Source organism: Vibrio viridaestus, from assembly GCF_003856525.1.
Taxonomy (GTDB): Bacteria; Pseudomonadota; Gammaproteobacteria; order Enterobacterales; family Vibrionaceae; genus Vibrio; species Vibrio viridaestus.
In genome coordinates, this window is sequence record NZ_RJVQ01000006.1 from 209140 (window position 1) to 234528 (window position 25389).

Below are 25389 nucleotides of genomic sequence, written 5' to 3' on the forward strand. Positions count from 1 at the left end.
CTGGCCTTTGTATTAAAGAATGCTTAAAGGAAGAAGGTTATTACCAACCTTTAACGATACTACCTTTGAAAATATCGTAAGCAGCTTTGTAAACTTCATCTGTTTGATAAGCTTTCACAAAGTTTTTCACATTTTCTGAATCAACATTGTCCTGACGAGCAACGATAAGGTTTACGTAAGGAGAGTCTTTATCTTCAACGAAAATGCCGTCTTTATCTGGGCTAAGATCTAACTGGCTAGCAAATGTGTTGTTGATGATAGCAATTGAAACGTCGTCAAGAGAACGAGGTAACTGCGCTGCATCTAGCTCAAGTAGTTGAAGGTTTTTCGGGTTTTCAACGATATCCTGTACAGTTGCTTTAAGGCCAGCGCCTTCTTTCAACTTAATTAGACCTTGTTTTTCTAGCAATAGAAGTGAGCGGCCTAGGTTAGTTGGATCGTTTGGTAGAGAAATACGATCACCATCTTGCAGTTCGTCAACTGACTTGATGGTTTTTGAGTAGCCTGCAATAGGGTAAACAAATGTGTTGCCAGCTACTGCCAGTTTATAACCGCGGTCTGCAATTTGCGCGTCAAGGTATGGCTTATGCTGGAATGCGTTGATGTCGATAGAACCATCATCTAAAGCCGCATTAGGTGTTACGTAGTCAGTAAATGTTACTAGCTCTACATCAAGGTTGTATTTTTCTTTTGCTACTTTCTTAGCAACTTCAGCAACCTGTGCTTCTGCACCAGCCATAACACCAAGTTTAATTTTGTGTGATTCTGCTGTTTTATCACCACAACCAGCCAGCACTAAAGCAGATGCTGCTGCGGCTATAGTCAGTAAACCTTTAAGGCTTAATTTCATGTTTGGTCTCCTTAGAAAGAATTATTTTTATCTGTGGTCAACACGGCGCACGATAGCGTCACCGATTGACTGAATTATTTGTACTAGAACGATGAGCATCACAACCGTTACTGCCATCACGATAATATCGTAACGATAGAATCCATATCGGATAGCAACGTCTCCAAGGCCACCGCCACCAACTGTGCCCGCCATTGCCGAATAACTCACTAAAGTCACTAGCGTGATTGTTACTGAGTTAAGAATAGTGGGTAACGCTTCTGGTAACAGTACTTTTGTTATTATTTGTAATGGTCTCGCGCCCATCGATTGCGCTGCTTCAACCAGGCCAGATGGAACTTCGAGTAGTGCTCCTTCAATGAGGCGGGCCACAAATGGGATCGCTCCAATAGTTAAAGGAACGATTGCAGCAGTCGTACCAATGAAGGTACCTACAATCAGTTTTGTCACTGGGATGATTGCAACCATCAAGACGAGAAAAGGAATTGAACGACCGATATTAACAATGGCGCCCAATATTTGGTTTACTTTGGTATTTTCAGCCAATCCACCTTTTTTCGTGACATGCAGAATCACGCCAAGAGGAATACCGACCGCGAAACCAACTAGTCCAGACACAGCAACCATGTATAAAGTTTGCCAAGTTGCGCCAAAGATTAGACTGCTATTCTGGCTAATCCAGTCTGCAATTACATCAAATGACATAACCTAGTACCTCTACTTTTACGTGGTGATCGATCAAATATTGAATGGCTGATTCGTCATCTGTTTCTGTGCCAAACATCTCGGCCAGCAACATACCGAATTTAACGCCACCAGCGTAATCAATATCTGAACTAAGGATATTAATATCCACATTAAATTTTCTTGATATCTGTGATGCCAATGGTGCATTTACCGTTGCACCTGTAAACTCTAGACGCAGTAGTGGATGGCTTCCTTCAACTCGGTTGGGGTGCAGTCTTTCGGCAAAGTCTTCTGGTATTGAAAGGTCCAGCGTTGAGCGGATAAACTGGTGCGCCAGTTCCGTTTTAGGGTGAGCAAAAATCTCTCCAACTGTGCCATTTTCGACTAGCTCGCCACCACCAATAATCGCCACTTCATGACAAATATTTTTGACAACATCCATTTCGTGAGTAATCAGCAAAATCGTAATATTCAGCTTACGATTAATCTCTTTGAGAAGCTTTAAAATCGAATGTGTCGTTGCAGGATCCAGAGCACTGGTCGCTTCATCACACAGCAAAACTTTTGGATCACAAGCTAACGCACGTGCTATCGCGACACGTTGTTTCTGTCCACCACTCAGATTAGAAGGATAGCTTTGCTTCTTATCTGATAAGCCTACCAGATCAAGTAACTCGTTTACCTTTCGTTCAATGTGAGATTTGGTCTTGTTTGCTAATTCCAGAGGCAATGCCACATTTTCATAGACAGTTCGAGAAGACAAGAGATTGAAATGTTGAAAAATCATTCCAATATTGCGTCTTGCTTCTGATAACTTTTTTGAGCTGAGTTTCGTCAGGTCAACACCGTCAACCACGACAGAACCAGATGTAGGCGCTTCAAGCATGTTAACACAACGGATCAGAGTACTTTTCCCTGCACCTGATGATCCTATAACGCCGAAAATGGTTCCTTGTTGAATCGTTAAATTAATGTCTTTCAAGGCGTTAATTTCCTTATCACCTTGATAAAACACTTTGTTCACTTGATTAATTTCAATCATTAGACACGACCTAAGCAGGGAATATTAGATGAATATGTCTCAATTCATTAAAAACTGTAGAGGATGCTATGGGTTCAAGGCTTTGGTGTCAACAGAAATGTTTACGTCTAGACGTCTAAAACCTGTAATTTCACTAAATGATTTGTAATTAGATAGTGATGAAAGAAATAAAGCGTGTAATAATTTGCTCAAACCCGAAACAGAGAGTCTTATTTTGTCAAAACCAGCAGTATTTTTAGACCGAGATGGCGTTATTAATGTTGATCATGGCTATGTTCATGATGAGCACGAATTTGAGTTTATCGATGGTGTTTTCGAAGCAACAAAGTTGTTAAAGGAAATGGGATATTTATTGGTTTTGGTAACAAATCAGGCAGGTATTGCCAGAGGGCTTTTTAGTGAAGACCGCTTTCTTTCTTTGACACAGTGGATGGACTGGAATTTCATCGATAATGGCGTTGAATTTGATGGTTTTTATTATTGTCCACACCACCCAGAGTTTGGTGTGGGAGAGTATAAGCAAGATTGCGATTGTCGCAAGCCGAAACCGGGTATGTTTATTTCTGCGCGAGATTTTCTAAAAATTGATATGGCTAATTCAGTGATGGTAGGTGATAAAGCAGAAGACCTCATGGCAGCTGAAGCCGCTGGTGTTGGGACAAAAATTTTGGTCCGTACCGGTAAGCCTGTTACGGATAAAGGTGAGTCGATTGCCAACGCAGTTCTTGATAGCATCAAAGACGTTCCAGCCTTTCTCAAACAAAATAAATAGTTCGCTTCATTGATGAGTACATTAGAAAGGGAGTTCAGTGATGAACTCCCTTTTGCGTTATTCAACCAATGTTAAGTCTGAATTAGCTTCGATATTATGTGGATGGGCTTTCAAATCTTGGCGGAAATTTTTCTGCCATGCATGTATGTCATTTTGTCTCAACACCGCCATCATTTTTTTCCAACGATCAATGCGTTCATCCAGAGGCATCTGCATTGCTTGCGCCAATGTTTCCGCTACCGCTTCTGTATCATAAGGATTGACGATCAATGCAGCTTCTAATTCTGCCGATGCGCCTGCCATTTCCGACAGAATAAGAACGCCTGGATCGTCAGGATCTTGAGCTGCAACGAACTCTTTCGCGACCAAGTTCATTCCATCTCTCAGAGGAGTAACAAATCCAACGTGAGACAGATTATAGAGTGCCATTATCGTGTTGCGACGGAAGCCACGGTTTATATATCGAATCGGCGTCCAGTCAAAGTCAGCATGGGTCCCGTTGACATGGCCTGCGGCCTGCTCAACCTGTTTAGCGAGTTGAGAATAGGCTTTGACATCACCACGAGAGGTTGGGGCTACCTGCATGTAGACCTGTTTTCTCCGCAGCTCTGAGTGGTTCTTGAGCATTTGATCATAGGACTGAAAACGGTGAAAAATGCCTTTACTATAGTCAAGCCGATCCACTCCAATAATCAATTTTCTATCACCGAGCTCAGCTTTTACCTGCTGATATTCTTTGGATTTTTTGCCTTTTTCTGCGAGTTGAAGTAGGTCGTCAGTTTCTATCCCTATCGGATATACACCTGTTTGGGTCTCATGTCCGTGGCAGTTAATTAAATGCGACTGGGATATACATCCGTCTAATCCCATACTAATTGATTGTGTAAAGTTGAACTCGTCAATTTTTGTGTGGAAGCCTAAGAGGTCGTAGTGCAGCATCTCTATTAGCATGTCCTGGTAATTAGGTAGGGCTCTTAGAGAATCGTAGGCAGGGAAAGGTGTGTGTAGGAAAAATCCGATAGGAGAAGTCACACCTGCTTCACGTAGCATTTTGGCCATGGGGATTAATTGGTAATCGTGTATCCAGATAACGTCATCAGGCTTTAAATAGGGCAGTAACTTATTCACGTATTTTCGATTAACGCCTTCATAACCCATGCGGTAATGATGTTTATAGTTCATTAGGTCTGGGCGTTGATGAAATAGTGGCCAAATGACATTATTGGAGTACCCAAGATAAAAATTATTGTACTCATTTTGTCTTAGGTTAATCGTAACAAAGTCGATATTGTTCTTTCGTTCTTCCTTGATTTCTGAAGTCGGACGATTCTCTATTTTTCCGCTCCATCCGAACCACAGGCCACCAGCTTCCGCCATCGCCGCAAGTACACCTACAGCAAGGCCACCTTGGGCCCCACTGCTTAATGCCTCTGGTCTGGCAACCCGGTTCGATACAACAACAAGCCTACTCATAGTTCATCCTCCCATCTTCGGCTTAAAATTCTCGCACAGTTAATAATTCCTACCATGCTATACGTTTGCGGAAAGTTACCCCACAGCTCTCCTGTAGTGGGTTCGAGGTCTTCCGACAATAACCCGACATGATTTCGGCGGCTAAGAAGGTCAATGAAAAGCTCTCTGGCATCGTCTTTTCTGCCTATTGCAGCAAGCGCTTCGATATACCAAAATGAACAGATAGTGAATGCGTTCTCTGGTGCACCAAAATCGTCTTCTATTACATATCTAAAAATGTATTTACTTCCTTTGGGTCTTAACTGATTCTCGATTGATTCGACTGTGCCAATAAATCGCGGATCGTCACCCGTTACATATCCTAAAGAACAGGCAAGAAGTAAACTAGCATCCATCGTATCGCCACCCCAAGTTGCGGTATAGCTATTGAGTTCAGCGTTGTAAGCATGCTTATCAATATCTTCGCGCATTACCTCTGCGTGACGACGCCAATATTCCTGTCGACCTGGAAGGTTAAGGTTCTCGGCGATTTTTGCGAGCCTATCCGCTGCAGCCCAACACATGATGCTAGAGAATGTATGGATATGTTGACTACCACGCAGTTCCCATAGCCCTGCGTCAGGCTGATTGTAGTAACTTACCGCTTTTTCCCCCACCTGCTCTAGGAGCGGGAATAGACGTTTATCATCGGGTTTACGAATTCTCTCATCAAAAAACATTTGTGTGGCGGAGAGAACAATAGCGCCGTAAACATCATGTTGTATTTGATCGGCAGCCTGATTACCAAATCGAACCGGTCCCATACCCCTATAACCGTCCAATTTATCGATGATTCTCTCTTCCATCTTTTTTTCGCCGTTCAAGCAAAAAACTGGCTGTAGATACTCATCCTCAATATTGGCGGCAAGATTGACTAGGTAGCGAAGATATTGTTCCATCGTCGCAGTTACACCGAGACGATTAAGAGCATGTACTGTGAAATAACTATCTCTTAACCAGCAAAAACGGTAGTCCCAGTTTCTTTCAGTGTCTTTGGCTTCTGGGAGCGAGGTTGTCATCGCCGCGACTATAGCGCCAGTATCCTCAAAGGCACTGAGCTTGAGAGTAATGGCCGAACGGATAACTGCATCTTGCCATTCAAATGGGATAGCAAGGTTACACACCCAGTTACGCCAATTCTGCTCTGTCTCAACAAGAAAGCGTTGAGTCAACTGAGTAATAGGTTCTTCAATACTCTCGTTGGATCCGAAAATAAGGTGACTTTCGTGATCAAGGATAAACCACTTTTCATCGAAGACGCTGGCAATAGACAGATCAGTGGTTAGCCGTAGTGACTGCATATCACTTAAGTACTTAATGTGGTTACTGCCTTCGATACGTTGATAGGGTGTTCCTTCTTCATTGTTGGCAGGACGCAGACGAACCCGAATTTTTGGTGAACCGTGCGGGGTCAGAATTCGCATCAGTGTGACAGGGCGGTGTAACCTACCATACAGCTCTAGTCGAGGAGCAAAGTCGGTGATGGTGACACTGTTACCCTTTTGATCATGAAGAACCGTTTTGAGTACGGCTGTATTTTTTTCATAGTGCTGTTCACTATGAGAAAAACCATCTAAATCGATGCCGTAAGTGCCATGAAGGTCCTGTTTCTCGCCTGTTTTAAGTAATGAAGCAAAAACAGGATCGCTATCAAAGCGAGGCATACAACACCAGACCACTTCTCCCATTTTATCGATTAATGCGCTGATTCGGCAGTTACCTATCAGGGCTAAATCCAAGTTGTTCTCTGGCATGTGTTATTCCTCTTTAACTAGATGAGCTAACAAAAATTGTTTCAAGTCATTAGGCGATGGTAGCCGGTATAGCGCTTTGGATTCCCCTTCACCTATTTTTACACTCACGCCACCTTGTGCATTAACCCATTCAAACGCATCCTCATCGGTAACGTCATCGCCAAAGTACCATATCGTTCTGTTCTTAAAATCGTTGGTGTTGGCAAAAAGGTCTAGAGCTGTAGCCTTGCTGATATGACTTGGCTTAATTTCTCTTATGCATTTTCCACTTTGTATTTTCAGATCAAGCTGTGAAAACTGCTTGAGTAATGTCGTCAAAAAGTCGATTACGTTTGGTTCTAAAGTGGGTTGAGAACGGTAATGTATTGCAAGTGACAGGGGCTTTCTTTCCAGCAATAAACCGTAAATTTCACAAAAAGATTCGCATTGATTTATAAGGTCATCCGGCAGATGAATAACATCGGGATGAAGGGTGATAGGTAAATTGCTGTCTAAACGATACTCCATACCATGACTACCACTCATTTTGATATTGGGCAGTTGTAAGTGCTTATCCAAAGACTCAATATTTCTTCCGCTGATGAGTGCTATTGCGTGGGACGTTTTGTCATCTAGTGCATTTATTATAGATTGCAGTTCCTCACTAACAACGACTTCATCTGGCGTTGGTTTTAGGTCGACAAGTGTACCGTCAAAATCGAAAAACAAAGCGGACTTATCCAAAGCCAGATTAGGCAATTCGTGATGCATCTCTTAGCTCTCTTGTAATTGACTAATATTTAACATACCTCTCAGCAATCAATTAAACAAGTCAGAATTTTGTTAGTACTTTAACTATAATTGGCGGTTTTGTATCAAATTTCGCTATTAAGCTAGAAAATTAGAAGGGTGGTATATCGAAAGAGTATTAGTTAGTTTTATTTAATGGATATTTTTAATTCTAACCAATTTTATCCGTAGTTAAACTTGGTTATTAAACCATTAAATTGAATTTATATTTATATTTATACTTTTTAAGTTGTTGTAATTATTTGGTTTTGCATTTAATTTTAATTATTTTTCGGTTAATGGTTACGTAACGTGTGTTAAGTGCATATAAAATATTGAAATCTCTCATTTATATGGCTTTAGAGTGGGAGGTAAATTGATATAATTTATTTTTGATTGTTTTTTAAACAAAAGTTTTTAGCTCATAGAAATTATAATGCGTAATAATTTAATTTAGAGTTCAAAGTAGTTATTAAAAGTTGTTATGCGATGAAGTGAGTAATGGCGAGAGGGCTGGGAGATGAGTTCTTCGAGCTAACAATTGAGCTTCTCATTTGTTTTCGGAAATAAAAAAAGCCTAGCATTTGCTAGGCTTAATATATGGTGGAGGGGGACGGATTCGAACCATCGAAGGCGGAGCCGGCAGATTTACAGTCTGCTCCCTTTGGCCACTCGGGAACCCCTCCAGGAATTTTTATACTTAATTGAGGTTTTCCCAACACGTTCAATCAAGTGTTTCTCTTAACGAGAAGAATATGGTGGAGGGGGACGGATTCGAACCATCGAAGGCGGAGCCGGCAGATTTACAGTCTGCTCCCTTTGGCCACTCGGGAACCCCTCCGGGWATTTTTATACTTAACTGAGGTTTTCCCAACACGTTCAATCAAGTGTTTCTCATAATGAGAAGAATATGGTGGAGGGGGACGGATTCGAACCATCGAAGGCGGAGCCGGCAGATTTACAGTCTGCTCCCTTTGGCCACTCGGGAACCCCTCCAGGGTATTAAAACATTTGATTTTCCCGTGCCATCAAATGAGTGCGGAGCGAATCATAACAAACTCGCTCTTTGTGTAAAGACTTTTCTTAGAATTTTAAATCAAATGCTGCCTTTTTGGACAAAGCCTGTGGGAATAGGGGGTTATGTGTCCATTTTGCTTATTTAATAGCTCACGATATAGCGTGTAGGCTTGTGATTCATCCCCAAAACCAGATTGAGAAAAACGACGCTTACAATGGAGCATAGGACTGTTTCATAAGGTAAATAGACAAAGGAAGCAATAACAATGGCGCTGTCGATGAAAATTTGAGTTTTACCAACTGAAATACCGAGTTTGTCTTGAATGTAAAGGCAAAAGACATTAAACCCGCCCAAGCTACAACGGTGACGAAAAAGTATCAGCATACCAAGCCCCATTAAAATACCACCCGCGACTGAACAGTAAATCATATTTAAACTGGACAAAGAGATAAATTCGTTGAGGTGGTTACTAAAAACAGAGACTATCGCACAAGCAATGGCTGTATTAATCGCAAATGAAGCACCAAAGCGTTTCCAAGCAAGAATATAAAATGGAAGATTAACCCAAAAATACAATGTCCCAAAAGACAAAGAAGTTAAGTGAGTGAGCAACAATGCTAAACCTGCTGTACCTCCAGTCACCAGACCGCCTGCTTGAAGGAATAATATTCCTTGAGCAAAGACGAAAGTACCCGTAAGAATTGCAATGATATCTTCTTTCTTTGTATGCTTTTCCATCTCTTTTACTAACTTTTAAACACTGGAAATACGATAGTATGGAAAAGAACAAAATTAAGGTAGCCGGGAGATTAAAATTCAGGTAAACCTATGTAATTACAGCTTTACAGGTGTAAAGAAAATTAATTGACACGGTTCGTGGTCATTGTTCAAATTCGGGTATACGGTTAAGAATATTTCGAACATGAAAATTCTGCATAATAAAAATTGTAATTTGTACTTTATGACACAAATCAAATTATGTAGAATACGCGCCAATTCGGTGACGAAAACGTTTGCGTAAGGTCACAGAGCCGTTTTAACCATTCAGTTAATCTGAGTCAGGAGATACAGATGCTTAAGCGTGATATGAACATCGCTGATTATGATCCAGAGCTATATGCAGCTATCCAAGAAGAAACTCTTCGTCAAGAAGAGCACATTGAGCTAATCGCTTCAGAAAACTACACAAGCCCACGTGTAATGGAAGCACAAGGTTCTCAGCTAACTAACAAATATGCTGAAGGTTATCCTGGCAAACGTTACTACGGTGGTTGTGAATACGTAGATAAAGCAGAAGCGCTTGCTATTGAACGCGCTTGTGAACTATTCGGTTGTGACTATGCAAACGTTCAGCCTCACTCTGGTTCTCAGGCAAACAGTGCAGTTTACATGGCTCTGCTTAACCCAGGCGATACCGTATTGGGTATGAGTCTTGCGCACGGTGGTCACTTAACTCATGGTTCACCTGTTAACTTTTCTGGTAAACACTACAACGTCATCCCTTACGGTATTGATGGTGAAGGTCAGATTAACTACGACGAAATGGAAGCGCTTGCTCTTGAGCACAAGCCAAAAATGATCATTGGTGGTTTCTCGGCATATTCTCAAGTTGTTGACTGGAAACGTATGCGTGAAATTTCTGACAAAGTGGGAGCGTACCTATTTGTCGATATGGCTCACGTAGCGGGTCTTATTGCTGCTGGCGTTTACCCATCACCAGTACCATACGCTCACGTAGTGACAACAACAACGCATAAAACGCTTGCTGGCCCTCGTGGCGGTCTGATCCTTTCAGGCGCTGGCGAAGATATGTACAAAAAACTAAACTCTGCAGTGTTCCCAGGCGGTCAGGGTGGTCCTTTGATGCATGTTATCGCTGCTAAAGCGGTTGCTTTCAAAGAAGCAATGGAACCAGAATTCAAAGCGTACCAAGCGCGCGTTGTAGAAAACGCAAAAGCAATGGTTGCTGAATTCCAGAGTCGTGGTTATAAGATCGTATCTAATGGTACAGAAAATCACCTTTTCCTTGTTGATCTGATCGACAAAGATATCACTGGTAAAGAAGCGGATGCTGCTTTGGGCGCTGCAAATATCACAGTGAACAAAAACTCTGTTCCGAATGACCCACGTAGCCCATTTGTAACGTCAGGTATCCGTGTTGGTACTCCAGCGATTACACGTCGTGGTTTCACTGTTGATGATGCTAAAGATCTTGCTAACTGGATGTGCGATGTTCTTGATAACATCAACGAACCTTCAGTAATTGAAGCAACCAAAGCAAAAGTTCTTGATATTTGTAAACGTCTTCCTGTTTACGCATAATTCAATAACTGATTCAATTCTAAACCCTAGGTGATGAGCCTAGGGTTTTTTTATGCCTTCATTATGTGTGCACTTAATTGGTGCAAGACATGCTATTTAGTTTAAATTATTGTATTTTTTATGACCAAACTTCATAAATTTTGCTTATACTAAATTCTAGGCTGCGTGTTTATCTGCACATACTAGTGTAGCTGCGACCTACTCTAAAACATCGCTAGAGCTGTTAACGTCTAAGTGTTTCGATTTAATTGGCGCAATACTTGCTTTACTAGTTATTGTAAGCTAAAAGGCGAAATTAGCCTTTATCACTTATAAAAATGACAAAGGAGAAGGTATTTTGTGCAGCATTTTTGCCTGAATACCGATATTTTTTCATGATTAAACTGCTTGTATATTCGGATCTTGACGGAACGTTACTCGATCATCATACCTACAGTTTTGACTCGGCTCTTCCAGCTATTGCATTATTGGAAAGCAAGCGAATTCCATGGATTCTTAATACGAGCAAAACATTCGCTGAACTGGCTGGGCTCCGACGTCAGCTGAATCACCATCATCCGTTTATCACTGAGAATGGGGCCGCAATCTACATTCCCAAATCTTTAACGCAGCTTTACCAACCTTCTTTGATTGATGTTGGAGATTATTGGTGTAAAGCATTTGGCCCAAAACGCAAAGAACTGATTGCGACTGCAAAACAATTTAAAGATGAATTTCGTTTCACCGGTTTCAATGATCTGACTGTTCAAGATGTGGTTGATTTAACTGGACTACATCATGATAGTGCGGCCCTAGCAATGCAAAGAGAATACACTGAACCATTGGTTTGGAATGGTGATGATGACGAGCTAAATCTCTTGCGAAAAAAACTTCAACCTTTGGGCCTCCAGGTGCAGAAAGGAGGGAGGTTTGCGCATGTTATGGGTGAGTCTTGTGATAAGTCGAATGCTATGAATTGGCTGACTCAGGGCTATCAGTCTCTCTGGAAAGAGCCTGTGATAACAGTCGCTTTAGGTGATGGTGAGAATGATGTTGGAATGCTGAAGCTCGTTGACATTCCAGTAGTGGTCCGTTCACCAGTTCATAATCCCCCACAAGTTCCAAACCGATGTGATGTACGCGTAACTAAACAATATGGTCCAGCGGGTTGGGCTGAGGAAATAGAAAAAATAGTCAATCAAGAAGAACTCTAAAGATAGATGTACAGGAGTGTATTACTGTTGCTCGTCAGCAGGTTAACTAACATTAGGAGAAGTCTACCATGGGTGATTTTTATCAAAATGGAATTGTTACAACACTGCATAACTTATCGGACCGCCCAGTAGAAGAGCTTGAAAAAGAGCTGTGCTCATTTGCGAAAAAACGCTCGATGTCCCTTATTTTACCTTGCCTATATTCAGAGCTTGAAACGGATGCAATGCCTAATATTATTGAGCATCTCAAGCAAGTTCCTTACCTTAGTGAAATTGTGATTGGTTTAGACCGAGCGAATGAAGAGCAATACCGCGATGCCTTAAAGTTTTTTTCTGTATTACCACAAAAAACAAGAGTGCTATGGAATGATGGGCCAAGGCTCAAAGCAATTGATGAAATATTGAAAAGCGAGGATCTTTCTCCAACTGAGCCAGGGAAAGGACGTAATGTTTGGTTTTGTATGGGGTATACACTTGGTGCTGGTGAGGCTGAATCGGTTGCGATGCACGATTGCGATATTGTCACCTATGATAGAGGCTTGCTGGCTCGATTAATTTATCCTGTAGCGAATCCGAATTTTAACTACGAATTTTGTAAAGGCTTTTATGCACGTATTGCCGATGGAAAACTAAATGGGCGGGTAAGTCGCTTGTTGGTTACGCCTTTGATTCGTTCGCTGCAAAAAGTCTTCGGGCACCTCGATTATCTTGAGTATCTCGATAGCTATCGATATCCATTAGCTGGCGAATTTTCATTTCGTCGAGACGTAATGACTGACCTACGCATCCCTGCGGACTGGGGACTCGAAATTGGTGTACTCAGTGAAATGTACATGAACTACTCGACTAACCGGTTATGTCAGGTCGATATTGCTGACGCTTATGATCATAAACATCAGGATTTATCTGCTGGAAGTGATGATGGTGGTTTGTCAAAAATGTCTATCGATATCACTAAGGCTATTTTCCGTAAACTTGCTACACACGGGATCATATTTAATCAGGAAACGTTCCGTTCAATAAAAGCAAGTTATTACCGTGTTGCGTTGGATTATGTGAATGCTTACAACAATGATGCTGCTATAAATGGTTTGAAGCTTGACGTTCACTTAGAGGAGCAAACCGTAGAACTATTTGCCCGCAATATTATGAAGGCTGGGGAAATGTATTTAGATAATCCGATGGGAGCGCCATTTATGCCTCGGTGGAACCGAGTGTTGAGTGCTTTCCCAAATGTGCTAAATCAGTTATCTGAAGCTGTTGAATTAGATATGAAAGAGTTCGGTCCTAAAAGCTAGTTGGTTCATTCCTGAGTTTATTAGTGACCTATGACAAATTGAGTTAAAGGCAGAAAAATTATGGAAAATAGTGCGCCCTCTCATTTAGAGCAACGATTAGTTGGACACTTGCAGGTGTTGTATCCGAATATTGATTCTGGAGAACTGGCACGTAAGTGCCTTTCAACATTCAATTTGGATCCCAAAACAGACTCTCCCAAGCCACACAGAAACTTGTGGAATCAGTCTGATATTATGCTTATCACATACGCAGATAGTTTGCGTGAGAAAGATAAAGCACCTTTAGAAACGCTGAATACTTTTCTTAAAAGTCGCCTGACAGAATCAATATCGGCTGTGCATCTATTGCCATTCTTCCCATACAGCTCTGATGATGGTTTTAGTGTTATCGATTATACGACAGTAAATCCATCGAGTGGTCAGTGGGAGCATGTATCTGAGATAGCTAAGCGCTTCAAGGTCATGGGAGATTTGGTCATAAATCACTGTTCGAGTCGAAGTATGTGGTTTGATAATTATAAGAAGGGTCAGTCGCCAGGTGTAGGATATTTTTATGAGTCTGATCCAGAAGCTGATTTAAGCAGTGTGGTTAGACCGAGAACGTCTCCATTACTCAGAGAAGTTCAAACGGCTGATGGTGTCAAATATGTTTGGTGCACATTTAGTCACGATCAAGTGGATATGAATTTTGAAAATCCAGAAGTATTGCTGGAGTTTCTGGGAATCATTCGCTTATATCTAGAAAAAGGAATTCGTTGGTTCCGACTCGATGCTGTCGCTTTTTTGTGGAAGTCGCCTGGTACGTCTTGCATCAATCTACCTAATACACACGAAATGATTCGTTTATTGCGCCTCATGATTGAGCATTGGGCGCCAAACGCAGTCATTATTACTGAAACGAATATCCCTAATCAGGAAAACCTGACTTACTTTGGGAATGCAAACGAAGCCCATTTAATTTATAACTTTTCTTTACCGCCATTACTCATCAATACTCTGGTTACAGGGAGTTGTGTCCACCTTAAAAATTGGCTCATGCGCATGCCGCCAGCACAGCAGGGTACTACGTATCTTAATTTTGTTGCGTCGCATGACGGTGTTGGGTTAAGACCAACGGAAGGGCTACTTTCCGAATGGGAGCTAGACACGTTAATTAATACGATGAAGAAGTTTGGTGGTCGCATCAGTTCGAGGACCACTGCGGATGGTGAAGTTAAACCTTATGAGATTAATATTAGCTTATGGGATGCGTTGAGTGGTTCGGTTCAGGCTGGACCTGACCAGTTCCAATTCGCTCGGTTCTTGTGTGCTGCTGGCGTACAGATGGCTCTTGAAGGCGTGCCTGCGTTTTATATTCACTCTTTACTCGGAACGCAGAATGATTATGACCGAGTAGAGAATACCGGACAGTTCCGATCGATCAATCGACACATATGGGACATGGAAGATCTGGAAGAAAAACTGAATAGTGAAACTCATCATCAAAAAGTCTTTGCAGGTATTACGCGACTGGCCAAGATTCGTAGAGCTCAGCCAGCCTTCCACCCCAATGCAACACAATACATTATGCACATGCGTGATAATTTGTTTGCATTTTGGCGTCAGAGTTTAGATCGACAACAAAGCTTGTTTGCTATTTACAATATAACCAGCGAACCGCAGTCATTTAATTTAGCAGAGCTCAATCTCATTGCGACTGACGATTGGACCGATTTATTAACTGACCAAGTCTACGAGGATCGGCTTGCGAATGTTACTTTGCGACCCTATCAATTTCTGTGGTTGGCAAATAAGAAGCGTAATTAATATAAAAGGCAGTGAAATATTTCACTGCCTTTTTTAATTCGTTCGCTTAGTCTTTAGTGATGCTAAGTGTCGTACCTGATTTGCACTTAAACAGGTAGTATTTATCACTCTCAGTAAACTTACCTAAGCCTTCACCATCACAATACTCAATATTGATATCCCGCATAACGTCTAGCGTCGATTCTTGTTTCAGAGCAAACTTAGAACCGTCAGCGCAAACAATTCTCACACGACCATCATCGTCTAGCGAATAAATTTTAACGTCAGTATTGCAAAGTTCGAATGATGCCTCTCGGTAGTTGTCCTCTTTGGTATTAGACGAACAGCCCGCTAAGATCACGCTTAAAGAAATCATACCTAAGGCACTCAAGATTTTCATACTTATTCCTTGTTCCACATTTACTTCTTGATTTAAGACTATAAAACAAGATGCGTTCTTTCAACAAATCAAAGTTAAATATAGAGGTGGGTATCAGTAAAAAGAAAAAGCGAACCCACTTGCATGAGTTCGCTTTAATAAATGTTTAGAGCCGTTATTTTACTTCTTCACCTTTTGCTTGTAAGTCAGCATGGTAAGAAGAGCGGACGAATGGACCACAAGCTGCGTGAGTGAAACCGAGTTCTAGCGCAATCTCTTTCAATTCATCAAATTCTGCTGGCGGCACGTAGCGTTCAACTGGTAGATGATGGCGGCTTGGTGCCAGATACTGACCTAAAGTCAACATGGTTACACCATGAGCGCGAAGATCTTTTAATACTTCAACAATTTCTTCTTTTGTTTCACCCAGCCCCATCATTAAGCCAGATTTGGTCGGTACATGTGGATGCTGTTCTTTGAATTTTTTCAGCAGGTCAAGCGACCATTGATAATTGGCTCCTGGTCGAACTTTGCGATATAAGCGTGGAGCAGTTTCCAGGTTATGGTTAAATACATCTGGTGGGTTGTCTTTCAGTTCATCCAGAGCTTTGTCCATACGACCACGAAAATCTGGAACCAGTGTTTCTATGCGGATACCTGGACTTTTTTCTCTAATCGCTTTGTTACAATCGGCAAAATGTTTTGCTCCACCGTCACGAAGATCATCACGGTCAACTGAAGTGATAACGACATACTTCAGTTTCATGTCCTGAATCGTCTGAGCCAATTTTTCGGGCTCTTCTGCATCAGGTGTAATAGGGCGGCCATGGGCAACATCACAGAATGGACAACGACGTGTGCAGATTGCGCCGAGAATCATAAACGTAGCTGTACCATGATTAAAACACTCTGCAAGGTTAGGACAAGATGCTTCTTCACATACAGAATGAAGGTTGTTCTTACGCATTGCATCTTTGATATCACGGATACGTTGACTGTCTGATGGCAGTTTGATTTTCATCCATTCAGGTTTACGTAAAACTTCCTTTTGCTCTGCCGGCATATTTTTTACCGGAATCAGGGCCATTTTATCAGCGTCACGATACTTGACGCCTTTTTCCATCTGGATTGGTTTACTCATGATTCGTTGCTTCTGTGCTATAGGTAACTTTATCGTAGCCTAATGCAGCTACTAGTTCCGAAATTAGTTGTTTTTCCACGGTATGTACGTTGTCTGGACCACCTAAGTCTTTAACTTGAACCATTTCCATCCCTTGATAACCGCATGGGTTAATCCGGAGAAATGGACTCAAATCCATATTGACGTTAAGAGCTAAACCATGAAAGGAACAGCCTTTACGAATTCTAAGACCTAGAGAGCAAATTTTTTTGCCATCGACGTATACACCGGGTGCGTCTGGTCGCGCTTTTGACTCGATACCGAAATGCGTCAGTGTTTGGATAACGATATTTTCTATGTGAGTAACGAGCTCTCTCACCCCCAATTTTCGGCGGCGGAGATCGATAAGGAAGTATGTCACAATCTGTCCCGGTCCGTGATAGGTTACCTGACCCCCGCGGTCACTTTGTATCACTGGGATGTCACCGGTATTTAACAAGTGCTCAGCTTTTCCTGCTTGTCCTTGAGTAAATATCGGATTGTGCTCTACAAGCCAAATCTCATCTATTGTATCTTCCGAACGTTGATCGGTGAAACTATGCATAGCATCCAGTATTGGAGCATAATCTTGTCGACCAAGTTGTTTAACAATAAGTTCGTTATTCATTGAGAATCTGTGCTATCTATTTATAAAGTAAAAGGATTATAAACCTGAATATGGCATACCACTACAGTATAACGCTAAAAAATTGACCTTTCACAGCTTGTGGTATTTTTATCTTATTGAATTAAAAAGAAAAGCAGCTACAGCTGCTTTTAAAATAATTTTTAATTATTCAAAAATAATTGTGTGGTTTATAGAACCATGCGCACAATTTCAATTTCACCAAGTTCTTTATACAGTGTTTCTACCTGTTCTATCGACGTCGCTGTAATATTGATAGAGACAGAATGGTAGTTACCTTTAGCGCTTGGCTTGACCGTCGGAGAGTAATTACCAGGTGCATGACGCTGGATCACCTCAACAACTAGGTCTGGGAGTTCTGGCTTCGCATGTCCCATAACCTTGTATGTAAAAGAACAAGGAAACTCAAGCAAGTCTTTCAATTTCGCATCAGAGTTAATAGTTAACATTGGCCGGTACCCTAAATATAAATAACAATTGCGTGAATACTACTGGTTATCGGCAATGATCTCAAGCCAAAGAAAAAGCCACTCGAAGGTGGCTTTCGCTGTAATTCAACAGAGCTTAAAACAAGCCTTTGAATAGTAATACAATGTAGTCCCATAAACGGCTGAAGATACCACCTTTATCGACATCTTCTAGAGCAATAAGTGGATATTGCGCAACGTCTTTACCATCAAGTTGGTAGAACAGTTTACCGACCACTTCACCTTTTTTGATTGGAGCTTCAAGTTCTTTTTCCAAAACAAAGCTGGCTTTAAGATCTTTTGCCTGACCACGTGGTAGAGTTACATACGTGTCTTTATCTACACCAAGAGCAACTTCATCTTTATTACCCATCCAGACACGCTCTTTGATGAACGTTTCGCCTGCTTTGTGAGGTGCAACGGTTTCAAAGAAACGGAAGCCGTAACTTAGCAGTTTTTTACTTTCCGCTTTACGAGCATTCGAACTGTTTGTGCCCATGACGACAGCGACAAGACGCATATTTCCTTCGGTTGCTGATGTCACTAAGTTATAGCCTGCTGTGCTAGTGTGACCTGTTTTGATACCGTCCACGTGCATGCTTTTATCCCAAAGTAACCCATTACGGTTATATTGAGTTATGCCGTTATAAGTGAATTTCTTCTCAGCATAAATTTTGTACTCGTTTGGTACATCACGAATTAGCGCTTGTCCTAGAAGAGCAAGGTCATATGGCGTTGAATATAAATTTGGGTCATCAAGACCATGTACGTTGGTATAATGTGTATTTTTCATACCCAACGATTTTGCCCATGCGTTCATCAGATCAACAAATGCATCTTCAGAACCAGCAACGTGTTCGGCCATTGCAACGCAAGCATCGTTACCTGACTGAACAATAATGCCTTGGTTTAAGTCTCTTACTTTTACTGTTGTGCCGACTTCTATGAACATTTTTGATGATTCAGGGAAGTTCTTTGCCCATGCATTTTTACTAATAACAACATCATCATCGTTAGAAATATTGCCTCGAGCAATTTCCTGACCGATAACATAACTTGTCATCATTTTAGTCAAACTTGCCGGAGCAAGTTTTGTGTTCATCTCTTTTTCCGCGAGGATCTTACCTGAATGATAGTCCATCAATACATAACCTTTCGCTGCGATCTGTGGTGGATCTGGAACAACGATAGGTGCCGCACTAACAGAAGTTGAAAGCGAGGTAGAAAGTGCAACGGAAGCTGCTAAGAGAGTAGTGATTACAGTATTTTTTTTCATGGTTAATACGATATTTGTTATCTGTTATTGATATCTTATCAGAAACAACCCACGTTAACAGGTTTCGTGCGAAGGTATTTCTGCCCGTTAATCTATTGAGATGCAATGTGTTTCTTAATAAAAGCGGTTTGATAGCCAAGTGATTTCACTTGCTCCAGTGTTTCTTCTGTATGGCTGTAATCCTGAAATGGTCCAAGAAAAACCTTATGGAGGCCGTCTGAATTATCGACAAAACTTGCCACCGATAACTTTTGACTCAATTCATTCGATAAAGTTCGCGAACTATTACTATATTTTGACGAAGAAACTTGGATTATATACCCATTTATTGGTTTTTTATTGTCACTGTCGCTTACTTTTTGTGTGGTGATTGCCTCAACTTCGACATTCGCTGTCCCAGTTTGCACGACACCTAACTTGTATGCGGCAGCATAGCTTAAATCAATAATACGTCCTGAGTGGAAAGGTCCACGGTCGTTAATACGTACTATGGCTGTTTTTCCATTATCTAGATTGGTTACCTTTGCATAGCTTGGTATAGGTAACGTTTTATGGGCCGCGGTCATTGAATACATATCGTACACTTCACCGTTAGAGGTTCTGTGTCCGTGAAATTTCTTTCCATACCAAGACGCCTTTCCTCTTTGTTTGAAACCAGAAGTCGTCTTCATGACCTTATAAGATTGACCTAGAACCGTATAGTCGCGGTTACCACCTGTACTATAAGGCTCATACTTTGGGCTTGCATCTTCAATGTGATCTACGGATATCGGGGTATCAGGTGCGACATCATCATCGATGTCATAACGGCCTGATGAACTACAGCCAGCAATAATTGTAACGACAAAACAGCAAGAGAGTAGGTGTTTAATATTCATCTATTAAGTTGCCTTTGAAAATGCCTTTCTATGGGTGTGAATGGACATCAAAATGCCAAATCCGGCCATCAATGTCACCATGGAAGTACCACCATAACTGACTAATGGTAGGGGAACGCCAACAACAGGTAAAATTCCGCTCACCATACCAATATTTACGAACACATAAACGAAAAAGCTAAGGACGATACTTCCTCCCATCATTTTGCCGAATGCTGTTTGTGCATTACTTGCTAAATATAATCCTCGACCAATGATGAACAGGTAGACGGAGAGAAGAAGAATAATACCAATCAGCCCCCATTCTTCAGCGATGACCGCAAATATGAAGTCAGTATGTCTTTCCGGCAGGAAAGATAACTGAGATTGTGTCCCGTGTAACCACCCTTTACCAAAAATACCGCCTGAACCTATTGCTATTTTACTCTGGATAATATGGTAACCAGCACCAAGGGGATCTGATTCGGGATTAAATAAAGTTCTCACCCTGACTTTTTGATACTCCCGCATGAGGAAAAACCAAAGAATAGGGACGAAGGCACCTAAAGCAATGACAGCCGTTAAAATGATGCGCCAGCTTATACCGGCCAGAAAAATAACAAAGATGCCTGAAGCTGCAATAAGAATAGAGGTCCCTAAATCGGGTTGCTTTGCGATCAGGATAGTAGGTACAAACACCATCATCATAGAGATAACTAAAGTTTGGAAAGACGGTGGAATAGGGCGCTTACCAATATAGCGAGCAACCATGAGCGGAACTGCAAGCTTTAGCAGTTCTGATGGTTGAAAGCGGACGAAACCAAGATTGAGCCATCGCTGAGCACCTTTCGATACTTCACCAAAAAAAAGCACACCTAAAAGCAGCGCAACACCACAAAAAAACAGCGCGGGAGCCAAAGACTCATATGTTCTTGGTGAAAGCTGAGCCAGAAATACCATCACACCCAAAGCTAACAGCATGCGCATGGCTTGCTTGTCCATCATGACAAGATTCTGTCCACTGGCGCTATACATGACAACCAGCCCAAATCCCATCACAAGAAGTACCCCCATGAGAAGGGGAATATCAATGTGAAGACGCTCGAAGAATGAACGGTTTTGACCTGATGTTGGATCAAAGTCCATCATTTTGACTCTCCTTCTTGTTCATCCTGATCATCTTTACTAAGTAGTACGTGGTCAAATATTTTTCTTGCTATCGGAGCACCATGTGAAGAGCCTCCGCCAGCATTCTCTAATACCATGGTAACAATCACTTTCGGATCTTCGACAGGGGCAAACGAGGTATATAAAGCATGGTCACGTAAATGTTCTGCCAGTTCATCTGCGTTATATTTTTCATGCTCACCCAGGCCGAATACCTGTGCTGTACCCGATTTACCGGCGCTGGTGTACTCGGCTCCCTGAAATGCTCGTCGGGCTGTTCCTCTCGGACCGTTATTCACTAGATACATGCCATGAATAGCAATATTCCAGTATTTCTCTGGTACATTCTCGATCGGCGGGAATGTCTCAACACTTGATGAAACTTGAGCAGAGAATGGCTTTCCATTATCGATAGTCGCTTTCAAAAAGTGCGGTGCGAGTACTTTCCCGTGATGAACTAAAACGGATGTTGCTTTGGCAATCTGCATTGGCGTCGCCGTCCAGTAACCTTGACCTATCCCTACAGGAATTGTATCTCCTTGATACCAAGGGGTTCGATGGCGTGACATTTTCCATTCTCGTGTTGGCATATTCGCTTCACTTTCTTCGAAAATATCGATGCCCGTATATTTGCCATAACCAAACTTGCTCATCCAGGTCGATAATCTATCGATGCCCATGTCATAAGCGACCTGATAGAAGAACGTATCGACAGATTCCTCGATTGCCTTGGTGACATTCACTTTGCCATGGCCCCAACGTAGCCAGTCTCGATAAGGTTTCGCAGCCTTCGCGTTCGGTATACGCCAATAGCCAGGGTCATTTCGGGTTGTTGATGGGGTAATCACGCCTTCTGTTAACGCAGAAACGGCGATGAGTGGTTTTACGGTCGACGCTGGTGGGTAAATACCTAATGTGGCTCGGTTTACCAATGGCCGGTCTTTATCATTGAGCAAGGAGCTATATTCCGCACTAGAAATACCGTGAACAAACGCATTAGGGTCATAACTGGGGTTGGAAACCATTGCCAACACACCATTATCTTTTGGATCGAGTACAACGGCTGAACCGCGATAGTCTTGGAGTAACTGATGGACATAGATTTGGAGATTGATATCGATGTTAAGAACCAAATCTTTACCGGGTACCGGAGGGACGTATTTCAGCGTACGAATAACACGACCCCGGCTATTAACTTCAACTTCCTGATAACCGGGCATACCGTGAAGAATTTCCTCATAGTATTTTTCTATGCCTAATTTCCCGATATCACGAGTTGCTTTATAGTTTGCGGACTTTCCTTCCCGATCGAGCCTTTGTAAATCTCTGTCGTTAATACGCGAAACATACCCAATAGCATGGGTTAGTACTTCACCAAAGGGGTAATAACGCTTCAGTGTCGCCGTTACTGCAACACCTGGGTAACGATATTGATTCACCGAAAACTTAGCCACTTCTTCTTGGGTTAATTGGGTAAGTAATGGTACGGAGTTAAAACGCCGTGTTTGACGCAGCTCTTTCTTAAATTGTGTAATCTTGTCATCTGAAATATCGAGAATTTTTTTCAGACGTTCAATCGTTTCATCGATATTATCGACTTGCTCTGGCGTGATTTCTAAATTGAATACAGGGCGGTTTTCAGCTAATAGTACGCCATTACGATCATAAATAAGGCCACGATTCGGAGCGATTGGGACGATTTTAATGCGGTTATCGTTAGAGCGGGTTTGATAATCCTGATACTGAACAACCTGGAGGTTATATAAATTCAATATTAATACGCCGACTAGGATAACAATCCCTAGAAAAGAGAAGACAGCTCGATTACGAAATAATCGAGCTTCTGCAGCATAATCTCGAATAGGACTGCGCTTACCTAACATTCACCTATTCCCTGTGATATGGGTGATTAGTAGTCACACTCCAGGCACGGTATAAACTCTCTGCCATAATAACTCTTACCAGCGGGTGCGGAAGAGTTAGAGGGGAGAGAGACCAGCTCTGTTCTGCGGCTTGTTTACATTCAGGAGACAGTCCTTCCGGTCCGCCTATAAGAATAGATACATCTCTGCCATCAAGTTTCCAGCTTTCAAGCTGACTTGCTAATTGGTGGGTATCCCAAGGTTTCCCCGGAATATCAAGAGTTACAATGCGGCTTCCTTTGGGAATGGCTGCCAGCATGGCTTCTCCTTCTTTGTTAAGAATCCGAACTATATCAGCATTCTTGCCACGCTTACCCGCAGAAATCTCCACCAACTCGAGTGGCATATCGCTTGGGAAGCGACGCTGATATTCTTTGAATCCTTCTTCCACCCACTTGGGCATTTTTGTACCCACGGCGACGAGCTGTATCTTCAATGTCTAGCTCCAGAGTTTTTCGAGTTGATACGTGTCACGAAGTTCTTCCTGCATAACGTGAAGCATTGATGAACCCATGTCCAGTACAACCCATTCTCCTTCGTTTTCACCTTCGATACCAATTGGTGCCATGCCCAGTTTTTTTGCTTCAATAGCAACATGACTGGCAATAGATGATACATGACGTTTAGAGGTGCCAGTGCAGATAATCATGTAGTCAGTAAGTGACGATTTATCTTTCACGTCAAGAGTGATGATGTTTTCGGCTTTCATATCATCGGCTTTATCGGCCAGAAATTCTTTTAACTCGTGTTGCTGCAAGGGAGTTGTTCCTCTAAAACTAAATAAAAAGGGTTAATTAATTATATTAAACTGATTATACCACGATTGTGCGAAGTGTCTTATCTTGGCTGTGTCGCTGTACTCATTTCGACACTCAGGTTCTTTATGAGTAACCATGGCTCATCTGAATACTGCGTTTTGGACAGTATCTCTATTTGGGCCAGCTCATGAAGTAGTGCTTTGAGGCGACTCTGAGAAAGGCGATTTAAAGCCTGAGAGTAGTACGGTCTGCGGTTTTGCCACACTTTAAACTGATCAAATATTTCGCGGGTAGAGCGAGTTGATTGTAAAGCTTTCATTTGCCATAGAAGCAGAAGTTCTTTTTGAACCGTTCTTAGCAGAATAATGACCTCAACACCTTCCGATTCGAGCTGGCGTAAAATTCTCTGTGCTCGATTGGCTTTACCCTCTAACACTGAATCGATCCAATGGAACGCCGTAAAGTGATTATGTCGATTTAGCGACTCTTCCAATCTGACAAGAGTAAGTTGACCATCGGAATACTGTAGAGCGAGCTTTTCAAGACTCTGAGTCAGCGCTAAAAGATTACCTTCATGCCATTGTGCGAGCATTTGCAATGCTTCGGAATCCGGTTTGAGACCGAGTTTTTGACAGCGCATGAGAACGAACTGAGGGAGGCGCTGAACATCCGGCGTTAGACAGTTAACGACACAAGCAGACGAGGTTAGCGATTTAAACCACTGAGTGTTTTCTTGTGCACGAGTCACTCTTGGCCCCTGAATAATTAAAATAATATCGGGGTTATTGAGTGCCAAAAGTTCGGAGATTTGCTTACCAAACTGGGCATTTAAACCGCTATCCGGGACAAACAATTCGATCACTTGGCGAGATGAAAATAAGCTCATTGACTGAAATTGATCGTAGACATCATTCCAATCGAGTGAATTATCCGCCGTATAACGGTGAATTTCATCGAATCCACTTTTCTTGGCCGATGTCTCGACTAAATTTCGGCTTTCTTCCAGCAACAGCGGTTCGTTTCCAACCAGTAAATATAGAGGATGGAACTGCTTAGATAGAGTGTCAGCTAGCTTTTCAGCATAAATGCGCATAGAAATAATCGTCTATCTCAATACTATTCAGACTGAGTTTCTTTAGTTGAAACCTTATATTGTTTTTCCATGTCGTGTACTTCGTCTGCGGCATCCTTCTGTTCGAAGTCCACTTTTAGACGTGCCATTTGACGAATAACTTGCTGTGCTGCCAGCTTACGCATTTCGTCGGTAATCATCGATTTTTCCATTGATTTTGCGAGCGCTGCCAGAGGGTTATCCAAATAACTGCGTGTTACGCTGGTCGTGAAATGACGTTGGCCAATATTCGGGATAGTAATACGATAATTAATAGTTAAGGTCAGCTCGGTTTCTGCTGTTCTTGTGTTCTGATACACAGACAATGTACGGGAACTAAGAGACTCAGAACTTAAATGCAAATTCGGTGTGTTTTCCGCTGGCGATACAATGTCAACGTTACTTTGAGTCAACTGCTTTTTCACAAGTCGGGTAAACGTACTGTATTGGTCGTAACTGGTTACTGATAGCTTATCTAGCTGCTCTGGGACACTGTAATCACCACGCAAATGAAAGCCACATGCACTGAGTAGTGATGTAACAAGTGTAATAAACAGAAACTGGCGAATATAGGATACGTTTAATTGCATTCGTTCTAAATCTCGTTATGACTAAAAACTTATCTAAATCAGTTTCGAATAACTGA

The 25389-nt window shown here is 41.9% G+C and carries 24 protein-coding genes and 3 tRNA genes; 5 read left to right on the forward strand and 22 right to left on the reverse strand.

The features are described 5' to 3' along the window. Window positions 1-40 precede the first annotated feature (40 nt). Genes EES38_RS14765 through metN form a run of 3 tightly spaced genes read right to left on the reverse strand, consistent with a single transcriptional unit; the run spans window position 41 to window position 2579 of the window. The gene (locus EES38_RS14765) at window positions 41-850 is read right to left on the reverse strand and encodes a MetQ/NlpA family lipoprotein (protein WP_124937981.1); all 810 of its coding nucleotides are present in this window, start codon (window positions 848-850) and stop codon (window positions 41-43) included. 27 nt (window positions 851-877) lie between these two features. After that, window positions 878-1555, reverse strand: coding sequence for a methionine ABC transporter permease (locus EES38_RS14770; RefSeq protein ID WP_124937982.1), 678 nt, complete (start codon window positions 1553-1555; stop codon window positions 878-880). After that, the gene (gene metN, locus EES38_RS14775) at window positions 1545-2579 is read right to left on the reverse strand and encodes a methionine ABC transporter ATP-binding protein MetN (protein WP_124937983.1); all 1035 of its coding nucleotides are present in this window, start codon (window positions 2577-2579) and stop codon (window positions 1545-1547) included. Before metN ends, EES38_RS14770 begins: the two co-directional genes overlap by 11 nt. A 214-nt stretch (window positions 2580-2793) precedes the next feature. On the opposite strand from metN, the gene gmhB reads away from it, so the two are divergent. Further along, window positions 2794-3351: a D-glycero-beta-D-manno-heptose 1,7-bisphosphate 7-phosphatase gene (gene gmhB, locus EES38_RS14780; RefSeq protein ID WP_124937984.1), complete on the forward strand. Its 558-nt coding sequence runs from the start codon at window positions 2794-2796 to the stop codon at window positions 3349-3351. A 57-nt stretch (window positions 3352-3408) separates the two neighbouring features. Here gmhB and EES38_RS14785 read toward each other — a convergent pair whose 3' ends face one another. The 7 genes from EES38_RS14785 to EES38_RS14815 form a co-directional block, all read right to left on the reverse strand. Continuing rightward, entirely contained in the window at window positions 3409-4824 is a 1416-nt protein-coding gene (locus EES38_RS14785; protein WP_124937985.1) for an alpha,alpha-trehalose-phosphate synthase (UDP-forming), read from the reverse strand. Next, window positions 4821-6617 (reverse strand): glycoside hydrolase family 15 protein, encoded by a 1797-nt coding sequence (locus EES38_RS14790; protein WP_124937986.1) that lies wholly within the window; start codon window positions 6615-6617, stop codon window positions 4821-4823. The genes EES38_RS14785 and EES38_RS14790 overlap by 4 nt, the downstream gene beginning before the upstream one ends. A 3-nt stretch (window positions 6618-6620) precedes the next feature. Next, window positions 6621-7367: a trehalose-phosphatase gene (gene otsB, locus EES38_RS14795; RefSeq protein WP_124937987.1), complete on the reverse strand. Its 747-nt coding sequence runs from the start codon at window positions 7365-7367 to the stop codon at window positions 6621-6623. A 619-nt stretch (window positions 7368-7986) separates the two neighbouring features. Continuing rightward, window positions 7987-8071: transfer RNA gene (locus EES38_RS14800), tRNA-Tyr, on the reverse strand. A gap of 70 nt (window positions 8072-8141) precedes the next feature. After that, window positions 8142-8226: transfer RNA gene (locus EES38_RS14805), tRNA-Tyr, on the reverse strand. A gap of 70 nt (window positions 8227-8296) precedes the next feature. Then, window positions 8297-8381, reverse strand: a tRNA-Tyr gene (locus EES38_RS14810). Window positions 8382-8544: 163 nt separating this feature from the next. Beyond that, window positions 8545-9141 carry a YitT family protein gene (locus EES38_RS14815; RefSeq protein ID WP_124937988.1) on the reverse strand — a complete coding sequence of 199 codons (597 nt, stop codon included), beginning with the start codon at window positions 9139-9141 and terminating at the stop codon, window positions 8545-8547. 333 nt (window positions 9142-9474) lie between these two features. Between EES38_RS14815 and glyA the strand changes: the two genes are divergently transcribed. From glyA to EES38_RS14835, 4 genes are all read left to right on the forward strand, one after another. Next, on the forward strand, window positions 9475-10725 hold the full coding sequence (gene glyA, locus EES38_RS14820; protein ID WP_124937989.1) for a serine hydroxymethyltransferase: 1251 nt from the start codon (window positions 9475-9477) through the stop codon (window positions 10723-10725). Window positions 10726-11099: 374 nt separating this feature from the next. Continuing rightward, window positions 11100-11918 (forward strand): HAD-IIB family hydrolase, encoded by an 819-nt coding sequence (locus tag EES38_RS14825; RefSeq protein WP_124937990.1) that lies wholly within the window; start codon window positions 11100-11102, stop codon window positions 11916-11918. 68 nt (window positions 11919-11986) lie between these two features. After that, entirely contained in the window at window positions 11987-13216 is a 1230-nt protein-coding gene (locus EES38_RS14830; RefSeq protein ID WP_124937991.1) for a glycosyltransferase family protein, read from the forward strand. A 60-nt stretch (window positions 13217-13276) separates the two neighbouring features. Then, window positions 13277-15022, forward strand: a complete 1746-nt coding sequence (locus EES38_RS14835) for an alpha-amylase family glycosyl hydrolase (RefSeq protein WP_124937992.1) — start codon at window positions 13277-13279, stop codon at window positions 15020-15022. A 46-nt stretch (window positions 15023-15068) separates the two neighbouring features. Here EES38_RS14835 and EES38_RS14840 read toward each other — a convergent pair whose 3' ends face one another. The 12 genes from EES38_RS14840 to EES38_RS14895 all read right to left on the reverse strand — a co-directional run bounded on the left by EES38_RS14840 (window position 15069) and on the right by EES38_RS14895 (window position 25333). Continuing rightward, a complete protein-coding gene (locus EES38_RS14840; protein WP_124937993.1) occupies window positions 15069-15401 on the reverse strand; it encodes a hypothetical protein in 333 nt (110 codons plus the stop codon). A gap of 154 nt (window positions 15402-15555) precedes the next feature. Next, window positions 15556-16521 carry a lipoyl synthase gene (lipA, locus tag EES38_RS14845; RefSeq protein ID WP_124937994.1) on the reverse strand — a complete coding sequence of 322 codons (966 nt, stop codon included), beginning with the start codon at window positions 16519-16521 and terminating at the stop codon, window positions 15556-15558. Then, window positions 16514-17167 (reverse strand): lipoyl(octanoyl) transferase LipB, encoded by a 654-nt coding sequence (gene lipB / locus EES38_RS14850; protein ID WP_124937995.1) that lies wholly within the window; start codon window positions 17165-17167, stop codon window positions 16514-16516. Before lipB ends, lipA begins: the two co-directional genes overlap by 8 nt. Before the next feature lie 188 nt (window positions 17168-17355). Continuing rightward, window positions 17356-17634: a DUF493 family protein YbeD gene (gene ybeD / locus EES38_RS14855; RefSeq protein ID WP_124937996.1), complete on the reverse strand. Its 279-nt coding sequence runs from the start codon at window positions 17632-17634 to the stop codon at window positions 17356-17358. A gap of 115 nt (window positions 17635-17749) precedes the next feature. Then, window positions 17750-18928, reverse strand: coding sequence for a serine hydrolase (locus EES38_RS14860; protein ID WP_124937997.1), 1179 nt, complete (start codon window positions 18926-18928; stop codon window positions 17750-17752). 92 nt (window positions 18929-19020) lie between these two features. Then, on the reverse strand, window positions 19021-19806 hold the full coding sequence (locus EES38_RS14865; protein ID WP_124937998.1) for a septal ring lytic transglycosylase RlpA family protein: 786 nt from the start codon (window positions 19804-19806) through the stop codon (window positions 19021-19023). A 3-nt stretch (window positions 19807-19809) separates the two neighbouring features. Next, on the reverse strand, window positions 19810-20931 hold the full coding sequence (gene rodA, locus EES38_RS14870; RefSeq protein WP_124938047.1) for a rod shape-determining protein RodA: 1122 nt from the start codon (window positions 20929-20931) through the stop codon (window positions 19810-19812). Further along, window positions 20931-22835: a penicillin-binding protein 2 gene (mrdA, locus tag EES38_RS14875; protein ID WP_124937999.1), complete on the reverse strand. Its 1905-nt coding sequence runs from the start codon at window positions 22833-22835 to the stop codon at window positions 20931-20933. The genes rodA and mrdA overlap by 1 nt, the downstream gene beginning before the upstream one ends. A 4-nt stretch (window positions 22836-22839) precedes the next feature. Beyond that, window positions 22840-23310, reverse strand: a complete 471-nt coding sequence (gene rlmH / locus EES38_RS14880) for a 23S rRNA (pseudouridine(1915)-N(3))-methyltransferase RlmH (RefSeq protein WP_124938000.1) — start codon at window positions 23308-23310, stop codon at window positions 22840-22842. Between the two features lie 3 nt (window positions 23311-23313). Continuing rightward, window positions 23314-23631, reverse strand: coding sequence for a ribosome silencing factor (gene rsfS, locus EES38_RS14885; protein WP_124938001.1), 318 nt, complete (start codon window positions 23629-23631; stop codon window positions 23314-23316). An 80-nt stretch (window positions 23632-23711) separates the two neighbouring features. Next, window positions 23712-24725 (reverse strand): DNA polymerase III subunit delta, encoded by a 1014-nt coding sequence (gene holA, locus EES38_RS14890; protein ID WP_124938002.1) that lies wholly within the window; start codon window positions 24723-24725, stop codon window positions 23712-23714. 23 nt (window positions 24726-24748) lie between these two features. Then, window positions 24749-25333 carry an LPS-assembly lipoprotein LptE gene (locus tag EES38_RS14895; RefSeq protein WP_124938003.1) on the reverse strand — a complete coding sequence of 195 codons (585 nt, stop codon included), beginning with the start codon at window positions 25331-25333 and terminating at the stop codon, window positions 24749-24751. Window positions 25334-25389 lie beyond the last annotated feature (56 nt).

Coding starts and splice junctions, on each gene's coding strand:
- EES38_RS14765 (WP_124937981.1), bottom strand. CDS start 850: ATGAAATTAAGCCTTAAAGGTTTACTGACTATAGCCGCAGCAGCATCT.
- EES38_RS14840 (WP_124937993.1), bottom strand. CDS start 15,401: ATGAAAATCTTGAGTGCCTTAGGTATGATTTCTTTAAGCGTGATCTTA.
- EES38_RS14770 (WP_124937982.1), bottom strand. CDS start 1,555: ATGTCATTTGATGTAATTGCAGACTGGATTAGCCAGAATAGCAGTCTA.
- EES38_RS14825 (WP_124937990.1), top strand. CDS start 11,100: ATGATTAAACTGCTTGTATATTCGGATCTTGACGGAACGTTACTCGAT.
- holA (WP_124938002.1), bottom strand. CDS start 24,725: ATGCGCATTTATGCTGAAAAGCTAGCTGACACTCTATCTAAGCAGTTC.
- metN (WP_124937983.1), bottom strand. CDS start 2,579: ATGATTGAAATTAATCAAGTGAACAAAGTGTTTTATCAAGGTGATAAG.
- EES38_RS14830 (WP_124937991.1), top strand. CDS start 11,987: ATGGGTGATTTTTATCAAAATGGAATTGTTACAACACTGCATAACTTA.
- glyA (WP_124937989.1), top strand. CDS start 9,475: ATGCTTAAGCGTGATATGAACATCGCTGATTATGATCCAGAGCTATAT.
- EES38_RS14835 (WP_124937992.1), top strand. CDS start 13,277: ATGGAAAATAGTGCGCCCTCTCATTTAGAGCAACGATTAGTTGGACAC.
- EES38_RS14785 (WP_124937985.1), bottom strand. CDS start 4,824: ATGAGTAGGCTTGTTGTTGTATCGAACCGGGTTGCCAGACCAGAGGCA.
- otsB (WP_124937987.1), bottom strand. CDS start 7,367: ATGCATCACGAATTGCCTAATCTGGCTTTGGATAAGTCCGCTTTGTTT.
- EES38_RS14895 (WP_124938003.1), bottom strand. CDS start 25,333: ATGCAATTAAACGTATCCTATATTCGCCAGTTTCTGTTTATTACACTT.
- EES38_RS14815 (WP_124937988.1), bottom strand. CDS start 9,141: ATGGAAAAGCATACAAAGAAAGAAGATATCATTGCAATTCTTACGGGT.
- mrdA (WP_124937999.1), bottom strand. CDS start 22,835: ATGTTAGGTAAGCGCAGTCCTATTCGAGATTATGCTGCAGAAGCTCGA.
- rodA (WP_124938047.1), bottom strand. CDS start 20,931: ATGGACTTTGATCCAACATCAGGTCAAAACCGTTCATTCTTCGAGCGT.
- EES38_RS14790 (WP_124937986.1), bottom strand. CDS start 6,617: ATGCCAGAGAACAACTTGGATTTAGCCCTGATAGGTAACTGCCGAATC.
- EES38_RS14865 (WP_124937998.1), bottom strand. CDS start 19,806: ATGAATATTAAACACCTACTCTCTTGCTGTTTTGTCGTTACAATTATT.
- ybeD (WP_124937996.1), bottom strand. CDS start 17,634: ATGTTAACTATTAACTCTGATGCGAAATTGAAAGACTTGCTTGAGTTT.
- EES38_RS14860 (WP_124937997.1), bottom strand. CDS start 18,928: ATGAAAAAAAATACTGTAATCACTACTCTCTTAGCAGCTTCCGTTGCA.
- lipA (WP_124937994.1), bottom strand. CDS start 16,521: ATGAGTAAACCAATCCAGATGGAAAAAGGCGTCAAGTATCGTGACGCT.
- lipB (WP_124937995.1), bottom strand. CDS start 17,167: ATGAATAACGAACTTATTGTTAAACAACTTGGTCGACAAGATTATGCT.